Origin of the sequence: Chamaesiphon minutus PCC 6605 (genome assembly GCF_000317145.1) — a bacterium.
Classification (GTDB): Bacteria; Cyanobacteriota; Cyanobacteriia; order Cyanobacteriales; family Chamaesiphonaceae; genus Chamaesiphon; species Chamaesiphon minutus.
Map to the genome: position 1 here is coordinate 1,893,729 of NC_019697.1, position 14,747 is coordinate 1,908,475.

Genomic DNA, 14,747 nt, shown 5'->3' on the forward strand with positions numbered 1-14,747 from the left:
GTGAACTCGATCTAGGCTCTGATGTGGAACGTGGGAACCTGCCATCCTGATGATAAGGGAGAAACACAAGTGGAAGCCCCATAAGTGTGAGAGTACCGATGCAGGTGGCAGGGGCGGAGCGACCCGTAGTAGCGAAGAACATCCTGTAATGGGATGGGAGCGAAGGGGAAGCATTGTCCAGCTTGGAAAAATCGAACAACCGGAAATCGGGAGGATTCAAATGGAACAAGCAAAGCCGTTGAGTATCACCAAACGCCAAGTTTGGGAAGCATATAAACGGGTCAAAGCCAACAAGGGAGCGGCTGGAGTAGATGGACAGACGATCGAAAAGTTTGAAGAGAATCTGTCGGATAACCTCTACAAATTATGGAATCGGATGACATCTGGCAGCTACTTTCCATCCCCGGTTCTACGGGTAGAAATACCAAAAGGAGACGGCAGGATGAGGCCATTGGGAATTCCGACTGTGTCAGATCGGGTAGCCCAGATGGTAGCCAAAGATTTATTGGAACCGGAATTGGAAAAACACTTCCATCCAGATTCATATGGCTATCGACCGGGAAAATCGGCATTAGATGCGGTGGGAATGGCGCGAAAACGTTGCTGGAAAAGCAACTGGGTGCTAGAGCTAGACATCAAAGGCTTTTTCGATAACATCGACCATGAGCTGATGATGCGGGCGGTGCGCGTACATACGGAAGAGAAATGGGTAATTCTGTACATCGAACGCTGGCTAAAGTCACCGATTCAGATGCCAGATGGCACCAAACAACTTCCAGACAAAGGGCTACCGCAAGGCGGAGTTGCCAGTCCATTGCTGGCGAATCTGTTTTTGCATTACGCATTCGACAAGTGGATGGAGCGGAAAAATCCGGACATTCAATTTGAGCGGTATGCGGATGATGCGGTGTGTCACTGTAAGAGCGAAGCCCAGGCGCAAAAGCTGAAGCAAGACCTAAATGAGCGCATGAAGGAAGTTGGGTTGGAACTTCATCCAGAAAAGACGAATATAGTCTATTGCAAGGATGATGACCGACGGGAAGAATATCCCCTCACCAGCTTTGACTTTTTGGGGTATACATTTAGACCTCGCAGGTCAAAGAATCGATGGGGAAAACACTTCATCAACTTTACTCCAGCGATTAGTAATCAGGCAGCTAAGGCGATTCGGAAGACATCGCGCCAGTGGGACTGGCAATTAAGGAGCGATAAAAAGTTAGAAGACCTGGCCAGGATGTTTAATCCAGTCATTAGAGGTTGGATTAACTACTATGGTCGCTACTACAAGTCAGCCCTATACCCGACCCTAAAATGCTTGGAACGTCGCCTAGTCATGTGGGCGACGCGGAAATACAAACGTCTACGGAATCATCGGCGGCAGGCAGCACAATGGTTGAGACGCATAGCGCGAAAACAGCCGAACCTGTTTGCTCACTGGGGATTGCTGTATATGGCGGCTGGATAATAGGAGCCGGATGAGCGGAGACGTTCACGTCCGGTTCTGCGAGCGCCTGGAGGGGTGGTTCCTCTGGGCGACTCTACTTGTTATTCTTCACGAAGATTTGAAAGTTATTAATCAGTGTAAAAAAGAAGTAGAAGAATGGTTAAGTGACATTGGATTGGAATTAAAACCCAGTAAAACTAGAATTGCCCACTGTCTAAGTGATTTAGATGGAGAAAAAGCAGGGTTTAATTTCCTTGGCTTTAACATCCGACAATTTTCTGTTGGAAAATATTCATCTGGAAAAAGCTCTAATGGTAAGTTATTGGGATATAAAACTATTATCAGACCCAGTATAGAAAGTCAAAAAAGACACTATAAAAAGCTAAAAGAAGAAATAAATAAGCGAAGAGGATTAAGCCAATCTCGGCTAATCAATAGTCTCAATCCGATCGTGAGAGGTTGGTGTAATTACTTCTGCACAGTCAACAGTAAGGAAGTCTTCGGTAAAATTTATTCTTTGGTCTTTCTTAAACTTTTTAAATGGGGTAGTCACCGTCATCCAAATAAAGGTAAGAAATGGATTCGCCATAAATACTTTAAAAGTATTAACAATAATAATTGGTTATTTGCGACCCTAGAAGGAAACAACCTAATCAAGTTAGTGCGGCATGATTCGATTGAAATCAAACGACATGTCAAAGTTAAAGGCAATTCCTCACCTTATGACGGAGATTGGGTTTATTGGAGTTCAAGAATGGGTAAACATCCTGAAGTGTCTACTAAAGTGGGAAATCTACTGAAAACACAAAAGGGAAAGTGTGCTCATTGCAAGAACTACTTCAAAGATGGAGATTCGCTAGAAGTTGACCACATCATCCCTAAATCGAAAGGTGGAAAGGATAAATATGAAAATTGGCAATTACTTCATCGGCATTGTCACGACACAAAAACTGTCAATGATGGCAGTTCTGGCACAAAATCCAACTGTAATAGTGTTGAGCCTAAGCCACCAGTTAAACCTGAATCTTGGTTCTGGCAAGACGATATGTTGGTAATGACGCATTGATGACAACAACCGTTTTACTGAGGAGCCGTGTGCGTTAAAAGGCGCAAGCACGGTTTTGGAGAGCAGTGGGGGTGGTGACACCTTCACTGACTTTAATTTTGGGATTATTGCTATATCGGGATGAATATTACAATTCAGATAGTTTGGAACTAGGGGTGATGGAGATTATCGTCAGTAAGAATCGGAATGGAAGTGTGGGCACTTGCAAGGTTAAATTCGACCCTAGCATTGGTAGATTTTCTAATGTTGCGGATTGAAATCAAGGCTCATTGTGGAATACATAAACAATGATAAAGTCATTACAATAAAAGCTTTTCAGCCTTTTAGTGGCTGATAATGCCACAACCAATGCAATATGTTGTGAACGTCACGTTCGACACTTACCAATGGATATTCCTGAATCTGTCCGTTCTGTAGCTTTTTCTTCTTGGTGCGTTGGCAAAGAGTACCGCTCCGACCGGGTACGCGATCTCCACGAATCTTCATCTGCGTCTAATCCGTTGCAATTGGAGCACCCGGATCGCCTTGAAGATCGCTATACTCTAATGCTCCACTAACATCTGAAGCCAAAACATCCCCAAGAAAGCGGTCGTCCAAATCCAATTCCAGTTGCCGAGATAATCCGCTCGGTAATTGTGGCAATCGATCGATTAAATCGGCTAGCGTCAATTGAAAATTTCTATCCTTTTGGCGCGAACGACGAACCTTTGGTAGCTTCAACTTCAACGCTAACTGCCCCGGAGTCGGTTTGGGGTGGTGACGATGCAACCGCAGATGACAACCCGCACACACGCATACCAAATTAGCTCTGTCATTGTGAGCCGGATTGCGATCGACGTGATGGACTTGAGCCGAAAGTCTCCGCCGCAAAGAGCGATCCAAATGACGATAACTGCGAGCAGGCGGCAAACACTTCAACCCACAACGATCGCAACGATACCCCGCTGCTTGTTTAATCGCCGTTGCAATTTGCGCCCAATTGTCTGGGTAATCTGAAGTCAATACCATTGTTTGAAATTACTCTAGAACATCTGCAATTGGCATTGAGATTATGGGTCTTTTCGTGCAAATGACCGATCTCGCTCGATCTGCAACAACACGTTTATTTTCTGGCATCATCACAAAATCTCGAAGGAGAAAATATTGTCATAGTTACACTTATAATTCCCGAATTTTAGATGTAAATCGATAATGCCAACCAGCTAGGGCTAAAGTTAGACGACGCATCTGTGTCTACCGCACGCTGCCTTTAAACCCGCTCGATTTAAAGTTGAGATGAAAATTGATCGCTAAACATTCGCTCGATACTCCACGATCCAAATCCCTGCTTGATCGTAGAAATCAATACTAAATTCTATCTCACTACTCAACTGGCGGTGAATCGAACAGCCAGTATTCCCTAATAACAACCCCAACCATAAATCTACCAGATTCAAACCTGACTTCTGCTGCAACTCCACTAACAACATCTCCCCACATTCCACCATCACCCCTCGAATCCGACTCGCCCACAGCTCGATCTCCTCTTCATGAGCATTTCCTATCACCGCCGCTCTCATCATCGCCTCAGTCGCCACCTCATCCGCCTCCACCCCCAACTTAATTACCGACTGCCGCTCATGCGGATAATCTTGTTCCACCTCCAGATACAGATGCTCGTCCCGTAAAATGAAAGTCTGGCGATACAGATGTGCCCATAATTCATCTGGTAGAACTGGCTCCTTCGCTGGTAAATAAGCCGTTGCAATCTCCGCGAGAATCGTCTCCGCACGCGATCGATAAATCTCTGCAATTTCCCCAACCGCCCGCGCCCCATCAACCAGATTCAACCCATCTAAACGACCGCACAGCTCGATAAAACCGACCGTCGCTGGTTCTGCTTGAGCGACCGCCAGGATTTGCCACAAATCTAACTCTAATTGTTGTGGTGGCATTGCGGACAAGAACTAATGGGACATTGGCTGGGATGCAACTCTACTTTCGACGCGAACTTAGTCAACTCCACCCCCAACTCACTCGAACAAGCCTGTAAGATCTCAGTCATCACCCCAACTACTTGAGCCGGAGATAAACCCATGCAGTGCATCGGCTCCACCTTCAACACTTTCTCCGTCCCCTGCCAAACCTCAGCCGCGATCGCATGAACTGGCGCATCCTGCCGCTCTCGATAGAAGATAATGCTAACAGACGTACCGATCGGTGGCTCGATGGCGATCGTCCGAAGTACATTACCAGCCGACTCTACCGGACGACTTTGCTTGCGTTGCTGGCTAATCCGCGCCTTATTGCGTTGATAATGCCGTCGATTTGGACATCGTATCGCATCCCAACAAGGTTTAGCCCCAGCCTCGGTGGTACTCAATTTCGAGCATTGAAAACAGTTATGACCGACTTTTTTCGGCATCTTAACTCACACCTAGCTCTGGCTACGCTCTGATTTCACATTTAAATATTGTCATTTTCTAGCTCCATATAATCGCACTCATCGCAACTGATGCCATTTGTTTCATCATGACTAAAACTGTTGCTACCACACACTGGGCAACAAACTTCAAGTTGCTCTAGGATATCTTGTTCGCTCATTATTTACTCCTCCACAAAAACACATTGCTTGCTGGTCTTCGATTCACACAGATCCAAAACTATAAATTAATATCTCGCCACTGTGCCGCCTCACAAAATAGAGATAGATGCTTTAAATTTGTTGTCGCCACAATAACTTGTTGTCCTGGATACTCATCCTTGAGTAGTTGGTATTGAGCGGAAATAATAATATCAAAGTCAATATCCTTCCGATCTCTAGTAGTTTGCCCACTGGTAGATGCTCTCGCCCAAAGATCGGCTGCTAACTCGAAAGCTTTGGTAGAAACGGGTAAAAATTCTAGCAACCCATCGCTCTTGAGAGCATCTAATGAGCCGATACCTGGAGCAATCTCCCCCTCGATCATCGATGAACTTATCAATCCCCTCCTCACTTCATAATCGCAAACATCTGAAGTAATAAAATAAACACTTCTCGTTAATAACTTACTAAACCATTTCTGACATTGTTGCCCTTCATTAAAATTAATATTTTCATTGGAAATTAATCCAAGAATATTAGTATCTAGGAACACAATCATTACTTGAATTATCTCCGCGATTCTTCGAGAGATTTATACAACGCCTCGAATTGTCGGTCGTGTTCCACTCGTTCTTCTGGAGTCAAACTCTCCCATCGTTGACGCTGACGTTCTTGGAAACGTTCAAAAGCAGCAACTCGTCGAGCAATTTCCGTTGGGGTTAGTTCGGGAAACCGATATTTTCCTGACGATGTTGACTGAGAAATTGGATCTCGCTCTGGTGATGGGACTTCTTCCACCTCAGATGCTTCAACTTGCTCGGCGACACTTGAAGAGGGGAAAGCAATCAGTTTTCCGTCCTCAGTTAATTCTAGGTGGAGATCGGGATTACTCATTCGCAACCGCTCGAACTGTTCGGGCGAAAGCTGGAGATCGGTATTATTTAGATCGATGAGTAACGGCTGAGGATGATTTTGAGCGATGGTCATAAAACCTCCGAATGGTCGTGGCAATCGATGCACTGCATCTGTAATATTATATCACGACCCGATCGAGTGGCCAATTTTGTCGGATGTGTATCGGATGCACGATAATGTCCCTTATCATGAATTTGTAGTAATGTAATCTTGAGTAACTGGTGGGGTGTGGGGGAAGGGTTAAAGGGGAAAGGGGAAATTGCGACACGAGGTCGAAGATATTTAGTGAAGCGTAAAGCTTCTACCTTAGTATCAAAAGGTATGGACACCCTGAAGGAGCATCAACAGCAATGGGGATGTTTCACAGCTAGAGGGGAAAGCCTAATCGCACTGGTAGCCTAAACTGGTACGAAGGCAAGTCTAAGTCTGGTAAGGTTAGCGAAAGCGAATCTGAGTAACGTCCGTCATTTCCCGATGAGCCAAATCAGGCTGATAGGCTCAAACCAAAAGGTAAGTGGCATTTACGACAACTGACTTTTTCCCGTCAGTGTGATGATACCGTTCGCCACCGGATGACATCAGGAACCTAACCCAGACACATCTAAATACTGCGGAACGTGTAAACCTCTACAAGGTCAGTATTAATTACTGTAGGGAAGTCGTGAGACGTACCAATTCCTTGGAGAGAAGGGACTCTTCTAAAAAGCTAAAGCCTGTAGAGCGAAAGCTCAGAGGAATTCATAACTCACAGGATAAGGGGCATCCCGTACCCGAAAGGGGAGCAGACGTAGAAGAGGCTGAAACGTTATTGAAATCTTCAACCAGAAAATCTTCACCCCTCCACATGTTAGAGACGAAGGGTATTCGTCAACGGCGGAGGGCGGGAATCTAAGGATGGAAGCCCAATTATAAAATCCTGAAAGCCCGCATTGGACATAGTGATTCGACCCATTATGTAAGAGAAGTATAACTTGAAGAAAGTAGATGATACAGCAGGAGCCGAGTGCTTAGAAATTTGCAAGCTCGGTACTGTGGAGGGGAAAACCCGTAAGGGTTTACCTATTCCGGCGGGGGCGGAAATTATCTTGACCTTTATGTTGATGCCAACTATAGTTGGCTATGATTTATAATTAAGGAAGGTTCGGACTGTGACACGGATCGTAGAACCTAAACAAATTATCTTTTACGCAGATGCCGACGGAAACGAACCGTTTCAAGTCTGGCTCGACGCTCTGCGCGATACTCAAGGTAGGCGGCGAATTATCAAACGCCTGTTTCGAGTTCAGCAGGGTAACTATGGAGATGTCGAGCCAATCGGGGAGGGGTTGTCCGAATTACGTCTGTTCTTCGGCCCTGGATATCGGGTGTATTTCGGTGAAGATTCAGGCAACATTGTCATTATCCTGTGTGGTGGAGACAAAGATAGCCAAGACCGCGACATAGAAAATGCTAAAGCTTATTGGCAGGAGTACCAAACTAATGCGAAAACTGAGAACCCTTGATGAAGTGACAGAAGGCTATTTCCGCAACCATCCTGAAGAAATCGATGATTATCTAACAGAAATTTTCCAAGACTTTGCCGAAGATAATGACACTGGAGTATTGCTTGCCTCATTGCGTGTCCTGGCTCGTGTGCGGGGTATTGGTGATATGGCGGCACAAATTGGGATGACCAGACAGGGATTGCAAAAAGCCTTGTCTGATGATGGCAATCCACGACTTAGTAACGTCACATCAATCGTTAAAGCAATGGGTTATTGTTTGGTACCTCAAAAACTTACCCAGTCGCAACCCGCTCCACACTAATTATAGTCCGTCTCAATCGATGCCTAATGCTCAATTGTCCCGATTTTAGTTCACTCTTAAATAAAGATGGCGCGCGACCTACCAGCAATTAAGATCGTTCGCACCACTCCCCCAAATCTCGTGGGTGCCTCTGCTGTAGATGAGCGGTTGACTGTCAAACCAGTTGCTCCAGGGGTCTGGGACGAGTTTCTCCAACTGCAAATTTCACCTGCTACCAGACGCTCGTATGCAGCGGCGTTGAAGGACTTTTTTGGGCGAGAGTTAGAAACTGAGGTGTCTGTAGGGGCGATCGAGTTGTTCTTACAACTCCCCGAACGGGAAGCAATCGGTCATGTCTTAAACTATCGCGGACAACTACTGACGGCGGGTTTAGCTGCGGCGACGGTGAATGCTCGGTTGGCGGCACTGCGCTCTTTTGTCGTCCATGCTTACAAGCGGAAACTGTGCAATTTTCGGTTGGATGATATTAAATCGGTGAAGGCGCAGAGCTATAAGGATACTAGGGGAATCTCGATCGACCAATTTCAGTTGTTAATCGATGGGATCGATCGATCCACTGTCATGGGTAAGCGCGATTATGCGATGCTGCGGTTGCTCTGGGACAATGCTCTGAGGCGCGCTGAGGTGTGTGGACTCGATCGAGCTGATTTTCACCCTGGTGAAGCTCGGCTTTATCTCAAGGGGAAGGGGAGAATCGATAAAGAACCGATCGATCTGGCACCTGCTACGGTTGAAGCGATCTCTGATTGGTTGGCGAGTATGGGTGAGAGTAGAAGTCCGGCTTTATTTGTCTCTAGTCGAGATACACGGATAAGTGTCGATCGTCTCTATCAGATCGTCGGGGGATTGGCGGCAGCGGCGGGGATTACCTCCGGTAGGCAAGCCAACGAGCGGGTGGTGAGTCCGCACAAGATTCGACATTCTAGTATTACGGCATTACTAGATCTTAATGGTGGGGATGTGCGCTCGGCTCAGGCTCACAGTCGGCATAAGAATTTATCGACGCTGATTCGCTATGATGATGGGCGACAGCAATTGCAGGGTAAGGCTGCGAAGACACTGGCTGACGCGATTTCGGAGCGAGAGATGGATTAGAGGATGGGGATTATATTTCTATAAATCAAGCTAGGGTTACTTCTTGTCGATCCCTTTTTTTAGCACACCAATCTCAATCGATTTGGGGCAAGTTTGGGGTAAAAATGCTATTTGCTACCGTACTAAAAAAAGGTTAGCTCAAAAAGCACTTTGGATATACTTTTCACTCGATGCTGCCTTCACTTTTTGCACGGTAGCAGGCGATACCCCAACTTCTTTAGCAGTAGCTCGAATCGACAAACCTCGCGCTAAGGCATCCAGAATCTCAACAGACGACGGCTTGGCTAGAAAATCATCATCTGTTGTCATACTACCACTCGGTCTACCAACATGAGTGCCCCATTGTTTGGCTCGTGCCATGCCAACTTTAATAGCCGCTCGTCGCTGCTGCGATCGTTCTACTGCTTCAATTTCGCACTCGACCTGAGATGGTAATCTATTTAATAGATCGCGTTCGACGTTGGATATCTCCTTTGCTTCGATCCGTCTGAGTTCGCGCAATACCGATTTACTCAGCTTTTCATCTAACTTAAAATATTCACTATGCGAACCGATGCGATAAAGATATCGTTCGTATTTATAAATAAAGTATCTCTCCAAATTACCACGATGCAGCCAAGTACCTAATATTTCGATTGCTACTGTTTCAAAGTGACCTTTGAGATCTGCATTTATTTCGATCGTCCGCTCTGATACCGTGCGCCCAGTCACGCCAATTTTATAGAATTCTTCGCCATCTGCAATAATTTTTAAATAATAAAGATGGTTGGCTAATGCCGATCTAACTCGATCGCGATAAATTTTGAGATCGATGAGGACATCGGGATAATCGACCGATTCTTCCTCATAAGCCAATCGGACGCGCTCTTCAAGATCGCAAAGTTTGCCATACATTAGCGGCTCTTGGACTTGGGCAAATAAATTCATCGAGAGTTTACGACAAATAACTTTCCCTAATTTAGTTAGTTCCCACCCTCCATAACTACCTTTGTGAGGATTGTAGACGATCGTGTCTTTGGCTTCGAGTGTAAATCTATATTTTGAATCTACACCTTTCTTCTCAAATTGAAGTAAGGCTGCATATTCTCTGGGTGTTAAATGTAAATTAAATCTGTCAAATAAGGGAAGTTCGACATCTCTACCTGACGATACCGCTCGACAAGTTGTGTCAGTATGGGCGAAGTGGTGGGCTTTGATTTCACCCTTTTTGGAAGTTAAACCTCCTTGGCAATATGGGCATTTTAGATCGGTTTTACCTCGACGCACTCGATCGACAGGTACGAGGTTGCCATCTGGGTCGATGCCGTATTCTAGCCACTGCCACATTCTCATCTCTAGTTTCACCTGCCTTTCGAGCAATGTGCAAATGATTTATGTTCTTATTTACTATTATCCTCCTCGCTGGCTTGAGTTTCTAAACATTTATCGAGTCTAACTTCACTGTGTTAGTTTAGAAAAACATCACAACCAATGCTGGCGACGCATTTCAGGCAGACAAACTCCTCTCAACTTCAAATCGGCAAGTCGATGTGCCCCAGCTAACATCGCTGGTAATTTTGGAGGATTTAGAGAACCGTAATGTAGCAATGTCAGCTTGAGATATGTCTCTAAAACATCATCGATCGATACTTGATGACCTTCAGGACGAATATTTACGCGCATTGGTTTTGGTACGCCGATTCTGGGAGCTACTTTCGTAGCCACTAAAATCGCTTCTCGATCGGATAATTTCAAAGCTATTCCTCGATCTGGAGCTTGAATTGGGTATGGTGCCCTACTAGAGATGTTATACAGGCGCGGGCATCCAGATTTACAACATTCAATTAAGATGAACTTGGCTTTAATCGCTGCTGCCCAATCAGCTAAACATTGAGCCTCATTGCCACAAAACCTACCATCTCGAAAGATCGCCACCGTTTTACCCCTTAATTCCCCCGCAGGTAATAAAGACTCTAAAAAATGGCAAGGAATTTCCTCACCTTCAATCATGGCATCCTCAGATTTCGCTCGGAGGAATTCACCCTGCTTGCCATAAAAACAGACTCCCGCACAAGCACTCCTAGTCCCTGACAACTTGCGCTTGTTTCTCCGTCCGACATCCAATCCGACGAAGACATCAGCAATAGTTAATGGTTCGGCTAAAATAAACGGAATGTGCCCCAATTTACCCAAGACTCCTGGAATCACCTGATTGAGCATAAATCTAGGTTCTACCTTTCGCAGTTTTTCTTCATAGACAAATTGGGTGGCGATACCTCTTTTAAGTAGCTTGCCATAGATCCGATGGTACAGACTCCCACCATCGTCATCATCGCGGTTTCGATCGCTTTGAGGCAGAAATATAAATACTAAATCTGGAGTAATCATCAATAATTCCTCTAGCTTTTCATCCAGCTCCGCTCGTCCGCTAGGATTATCGAGATTCTCAATGTTCATTTTCGATTCATTAGGATTGAGTCTTAAGTATTTACACCAAAATTTATCGAGATACTTTTCTACTTCTGACATGAATCGATCGCTCGATACGTTGGATGTAATCAGATCGACTTCGGCAATACGAATCGGTATTTCTGATGAGAATTCTTTGGAGCGACGATATATACCTCCTTTCATTAATCCATTAATAATGTCGTTATGACGATAAATCTGACCTTGCCCAAACAAAAGTTTCGTTTGTTCCAATGGTTCTGCTAGTTGCCAAAACAAGGAATCATCTTCACGGTTGCTACCAACAATGGACTTCTTGATTTGGATTCCATAAGGTTTGAGACTTTGATTGGCTTCAGCTTTATAAGTATTTAACAGCTTTTGTCGCTCTGGATAGCCGATCTTAGTAGCTGCAATCAATTTATCCCAATCTAATTCTAGTTGGTCGGCTGTCTTAGCTGTAACATGCGGACGTAGAGCAGCTAAAGCATAGCAAAATTTATTTCCACGATTGCCAAATTGTACTGCTACTACTGGTTGTTCATTTGGGGCAATTCTTAATTTTTCTTTACTAATAGCACCAGTAGCTTTAGCAATTAAGTCATCACGATGTTCGGAGATAGTACCGACTATTTCCACTATGGTAGCTGTACTATTATTATCTAAAGTTTGGACTTCAAGATTAATCAGGAGCTTGTGTAAATCTTGGCGATAGGGATGATTTTTTATAAAATCTGCTAGATCTTCTCTGGAAATAATCGGACTGCGATTAGTAATAGTTAAAGCTGGCAGCTCTCGATTTTCAATCTGAATTATTTCATGACTGACTTCAGCCTGTCGGATGACTTTGGCATTTTTATCTTTGTATTCCTCTTTAGTACTAAACGGTCGTTCGACACTCAAAATTTCTCTGGTTAACAAAGCGATAACAATCGGCGTGAGTTTTATCTGTTTAACTGGAGACAATTTGCCTAAACTTTCGATACTTAGATCTTGCTGGATGCTTTTCAGGGCACAATTCCACTCATCTAAACTAGGTATTTTCCCCTCGCTACCTGTGAGAGCATGAAAGATTTTTTCGTGCCAAATCACCACTACTTTTGGGAAATAGCGCGATAGCCGATAGCTGAGTTTTCTAGCAACTTGTAGATCGAGATTTGGTGGTAAACAATAGCTAGCGAAATTGAGAGAGGCACTATATTCAATCTCGGAAACTTCAGCGATGAAGTATTGAGTATTCGTCGTCTGCTCAGTGGATGCTGTCATGCTCTAGATGCTCTGTATAATCGCAAATCGGGGAAAAGGAACAGTGTTGGCATTGAGTGCCAGGATTGGGTCTAAAAATTAGGTTAAATGCCGATCTATTGTGGTGGTAATGATTTGAGTCATCCGCTAGCCGTTGGGCAATCTTGACAACTAGCATTTCCAATCCTTGGAGTCGGGCTGGACTCGCCGTAATGATGCTCGAACTCTGTTGCGACTCTAAATTGTAGAAAGATGCGACAGCGGGCTGTTCTGGGTACAGATATTTAGCTGCTAATAGATAGGTGTAAGCTTGGCGGCGATCGAATTTGGATGTTCCAGTTTTGAAGTCTAGGATATGGATCGTGCCATCTGGCTCGATATATACACAGTCCATCACTGCATAAAAATCAAATTCCTTTCGTTGTAATTTGAGGGGTAATGGTTTGGGTAACTCTTCATCGCCTCGTTCTAATTGGAGAATTTGCTTGCCTTTAAGGATCGGTCGATCGTGGTATCGTTCCAGAATTCGAGTGACTCTTGCGGCGATCTCTGGCTCTAACTGCTGCACCTGAAGGAGATCGGCTACGAGCCTTGCGCCATCAGATCGATCGAGTAATTGGGGATCGGCATGAAATTCATACACTCCTCGTTGGGCGAGGTGTCCGATGGCTTGAGCGGTACTATCTGTAGCGATTAAAGCTTTAACGATCGGCTCTCGATTGCGTACTCGCCTAAATCCCCGCTGCATCGGACAATGAAAGGCTTCTAGATTGAAGGCTGGCTCGGAATCTGCCCAGAGTTTGTAGCTAAAATACGGACGATATCTAGTTGGACTGAGCATTCTAACGGTGTGAGGAGGTTGAGTTAGGAATGAGTGCTGGTAATTTTCTAGCTCGGCTACACCAACGGTTCGGTTTGACCACATCTAGCGTGTTAAATGGTTGATTTCTGAAATCAACCACCTCTGTAGAAAGATAGCATATGTTGATTTTTTTCGTCAACATCGATTATCATTGAAGGTGTCTAAGTTGGAGCAACCGTGAGTCAGACATTCGGGAAGTGGATTAAAGATGCTCGTCGTAGCAAAGGCTATAGCCAGAGAGATCTAGCTGCTCTGGTGAAAGTTGACTATACCTACCTGTCGAAATTGGAAAACGATCGAGCGGAATATCCACCCAAAGACGATGTGATCCAAGCGTTGATCGAACATCTAGATTTGGATGTGGATCTGGCTACGCTCAGTTATTTAGCTGGACGGATTACACCAGAGGATTCAAAAGTAATTCAACAGTTGGCTAAAACCTATCAGGATAAAATGCCTGTACTATTACGCAAGATGCAAGATCCAGAAGTGATGCGGCGGTTGTTGGAGAGTGATGGATGACTTCAATTAAGCCTGCTAGATTTATTAATAAGTCAGAGATTACTGCTATCGCCGATCGATTGTTGGTTGAGATGCGAGATGCTAATTGGACTCCTAAATGGCCACAATTAGCGGATTTAGCTGCTGATTTTCTGGATTTGTCGATCGATTATGAGGACTTTGATGTTGGTGAGGATGGGATAATAGCTGCCAAGATTTATCCAACCAAGAAAGAAATATATTTCAATAATGCTTTTCCAGCTATTCGAGATAATTATGGATTTTATCAATCTACGTTAGCTCATGAAATCGGTCATTGGCTGTTGCATATAGATCTGAATTTACCAGAGACTGTGAACGACGATCTCATCTCGACCGCCTTGCCTGGAGAGGTGTTTTTATGCCGGAGTTTGGATGAAAATAAAAATAAGGTGGTGAATCAAAGAACTCCCGAAGATTGGCGGGAGTGGCAAGCTCAGTACTTTGCTAGTTGTTTGTTGATGCCACTGGATAAACTGGAAGAGGTACGGCGTGGACGTAATTTAACTAATCGACAGCATCTGGGCGCGATTGGGGATGAATTAGGTGTAACGATCTCAAATTTAATCAACCGTCTTCAGGATTTAGAGTATCTTGAGAAAGGTGGTAATTCTAAGCAGCTTTATCCTGGTAAACGGTTGAGATTGTCAGAATGATTGCGATATTCGTTTACCGTATTCAAGATCCAGAAGGAGAAGAATTGAAGTGGTTTAAAGCTCAGAACGATCGGAAGCTAAAGAATACCTCATCGCCCCCTACTTTGCGATCGAACGGCTAAGACTAC

General features: G+C 44.6%; 20 protein-coding genes. 10 read left to right on the forward strand and 10 right to left on the reverse strand.

The annotated features are described in order from the left end of the window. Positions 1-49 precede the first annotated feature (49 nt). From ltrA to CHA6605_RS32760, 3 genes are all read left to right on the forward strand, one after another. A complete protein-coding gene (gene ltrA, locus CHA6605_RS08770; protein WP_015158729.1) occupies positions 50-1,465 on the forward strand; it encodes a group II intron reverse transcriptase/maturase in 1,416 nt (471 codons plus the stop codon). A gap of 10 nt (positions 1,466-1,475) precedes the next feature. Beyond that, a complete protein-coding gene (locus tag CHA6605_RS08775; protein ID WP_086936202.1) occupies positions 1,476-2,510 on the forward strand; it encodes a group II intron reverse transcriptase in 1,035 nt (344 codons plus the stop codon). Between the two features lie 71 nt (positions 2,511-2,581). Further along, positions 2,582-2,767, forward strand: coding sequence for a DnaB-like helicase C-terminal domain-containing protein (locus tag CHA6605_RS32760; RefSeq protein ID WP_198288462.1), 186 nt, complete (start codon positions 2,582-2,584; stop codon positions 2,765-2,767). 58 nt (positions 2,768-2,825) lie between these two features. Here CHA6605_RS32760 and CHA6605_RS32765 read toward each other — a convergent pair whose 3' ends face one another. The 7 genes from CHA6605_RS32765 to CHA6605_RS08800 form a co-directional block, all read right to left on the reverse strand. Continuing rightward, complete coding sequence (locus tag CHA6605_RS32765; protein WP_015159116.1) at positions 2,826-2,996, reverse strand: hypothetical protein; 171 nt, start codon at positions 2,994-2,996, stop codon at positions 2,826-2,828. A 6-nt stretch (positions 2,997-3,002) separates the two neighbouring features. Then, entirely contained in the window at positions 3,003-3,518 is a 516-nt protein-coding gene (locus CHA6605_RS31465) for an HNH endonuclease (protein WP_015159117.1), read from the reverse strand. Positions 3,519-3,799: 281 nt separating this feature from the next. Further along, positions 3,800-4,444: a hypothetical protein gene (locus CHA6605_RS08785; protein ID WP_015159118.1), complete on the reverse strand. Its 645-nt coding sequence runs from the start codon at positions 4,442-4,444 to the stop codon at positions 3,800-3,802. After that, the gene (locus CHA6605_RS08790; protein WP_015159119.1) at positions 4,426-4,914 is read right to left on the reverse strand and encodes a hypothetical protein; all 489 of its coding nucleotides are present in this window, start codon (positions 4,912-4,914) and stop codon (positions 4,426-4,428) included. The genes CHA6605_RS08785 and CHA6605_RS08790 overlap by 19 nt, the downstream gene beginning before the upstream one ends. Before the next feature lie 41 nt (positions 4,915-4,955). After that, positions 4,956-5,093 carry a hypothetical protein gene (locus tag CHA6605_RS35015; protein WP_198288463.1) on the reverse strand — a complete coding sequence of 46 codons (138 nt, stop codon included), beginning with the start codon at positions 5,091-5,093 and terminating at the stop codon, positions 4,956-4,958. A gap of 59 nt (positions 5,094-5,152) precedes the next feature. Further along, positions 5,153-5,632: a PIN domain-containing protein gene (locus CHA6605_RS08795; protein ID WP_015159120.1), complete on the reverse strand. Its 480-nt coding sequence runs from the start codon at positions 5,630-5,632 to the stop codon at positions 5,153-5,155. A gap of 8 nt (positions 5,633-5,640) precedes the next feature. Further along, positions 5,641-6,060, reverse strand: coding sequence for a hypothetical protein (locus CHA6605_RS08800; RefSeq protein WP_015159121.1), 420 nt, complete (start codon positions 6,058-6,060; stop codon positions 5,641-5,643). Positions 6,061-6,959: 899 nt separating this feature from the next. On the opposite strand from CHA6605_RS08800, the gene CHA6605_RS33920 reads away from it, so the two are divergent. From CHA6605_RS33920 to CHA6605_RS08815, 4 genes are all read left to right on the forward strand, one after another. Further along, the gene (locus tag CHA6605_RS33920) at positions 6,960-7,118 is read left to right on the forward strand and encodes a hypothetical protein (RefSeq protein ID WP_157259927.1); all 159 of its coding nucleotides are present in this window, start codon (positions 6,960-6,962) and stop codon (positions 7,116-7,118) included. A gap of 18 nt (positions 7,119-7,136) precedes the next feature. Then, positions 7,137-7,490 carry a type II toxin-antitoxin system RelE/ParE family toxin gene (locus CHA6605_RS08805; RefSeq protein WP_015159122.1) on the forward strand — a complete coding sequence of 118 codons (354 nt, stop codon included), beginning with the start codon at positions 7,137-7,139 and terminating at the stop codon, positions 7,488-7,490. Next, a complete protein-coding gene (locus CHA6605_RS08810) occupies positions 7,468-7,794 on the forward strand; it encodes an addiction module antidote protein (RefSeq protein ID WP_015159123.1) in 327 nt (108 codons plus the stop codon). The genes CHA6605_RS08805 and CHA6605_RS08810 overlap by 23 nt, the downstream gene beginning before the upstream one ends. A 66-nt stretch (positions 7,795-7,860) precedes the next feature. Continuing rightward, a complete protein-coding gene (locus CHA6605_RS08815) occupies positions 7,861-8,889 on the forward strand; it encodes a tyrosine-type recombinase/integrase (RefSeq protein WP_015159124.1) in 1,029 nt (342 codons plus the stop codon). Between the two features lie 138 nt (positions 8,890-9,027). Here CHA6605_RS08815 and CHA6605_RS08820 read toward each other — a convergent pair whose 3' ends face one another. From CHA6605_RS08820 to CHA6605_RS08830, 3 genes are all read right to left on the reverse strand, one after another. After that, positions 9,028-10,215: a competence protein CoiA family protein gene (locus CHA6605_RS08820; protein ID WP_015159125.1), complete on the reverse strand. Its 1,188-nt coding sequence runs from the start codon at positions 10,213-10,215 to the stop codon at positions 9,028-9,030. A 135-nt stretch (positions 10,216-10,350) separates the two neighbouring features. After that, positions 10,351-12,582: a Piwi domain-containing protein gene (locus tag CHA6605_RS08825; protein ID WP_015159126.1), complete on the reverse strand. Its 2,232-nt coding sequence runs from the start codon at positions 12,580-12,582 to the stop codon at positions 10,351-10,353. Next, positions 12,566-13,486, reverse strand: coding sequence for a PD-(D/E)XK nuclease family protein (locus CHA6605_RS08830; RefSeq protein WP_015159127.1), 921 nt, complete (start codon positions 13,484-13,486; stop codon positions 12,566-12,568). The genes CHA6605_RS08825 and CHA6605_RS08830 overlap by 17 nt, the downstream gene beginning before the upstream one ends. A gap of 114 nt (positions 13,487-13,600) precedes the next feature. Here CHA6605_RS08830 and CHA6605_RS08835 point away from each other — a divergent pair, with 114 nt between their 5' ends. The 3 genes from CHA6605_RS08835 to CHA6605_RS36125 are packed head-to-tail and all read left to right on the forward strand — an operon-like array spanning position 13,601 to position 14,741. After that, entirely contained in the window at positions 13,601-13,945 is a 345-nt protein-coding gene (locus tag CHA6605_RS08835; RefSeq protein ID WP_015159128.1) for a helix-turn-helix domain-containing protein, read from the forward strand. Next, the gene (locus tag CHA6605_RS08840; protein ID WP_015159129.1) at positions 13,942-14,619 is read left to right on the forward strand and encodes an ImmA/IrrE family metallo-endopeptidase; all 678 of its coding nucleotides are present in this window, start codon (positions 13,942-13,944) and stop codon (positions 14,617-14,619) included. Before CHA6605_RS08835 ends, CHA6605_RS08840 begins: the two co-directional genes overlap by 4 nt. Further along, on the forward strand, positions 14,616-14,741 hold the full coding sequence (locus tag CHA6605_RS36125) for a hypothetical protein (protein WP_269744570.1): 126 nt from the start codon (positions 14,616-14,618) through the stop codon (positions 14,739-14,741). The genes CHA6605_RS08840 and CHA6605_RS36125 overlap by 4 nt, the downstream gene beginning before the upstream one ends. The last annotated feature ends 6 nt before the right edge of the window (positions 14,742-14,747 follow it).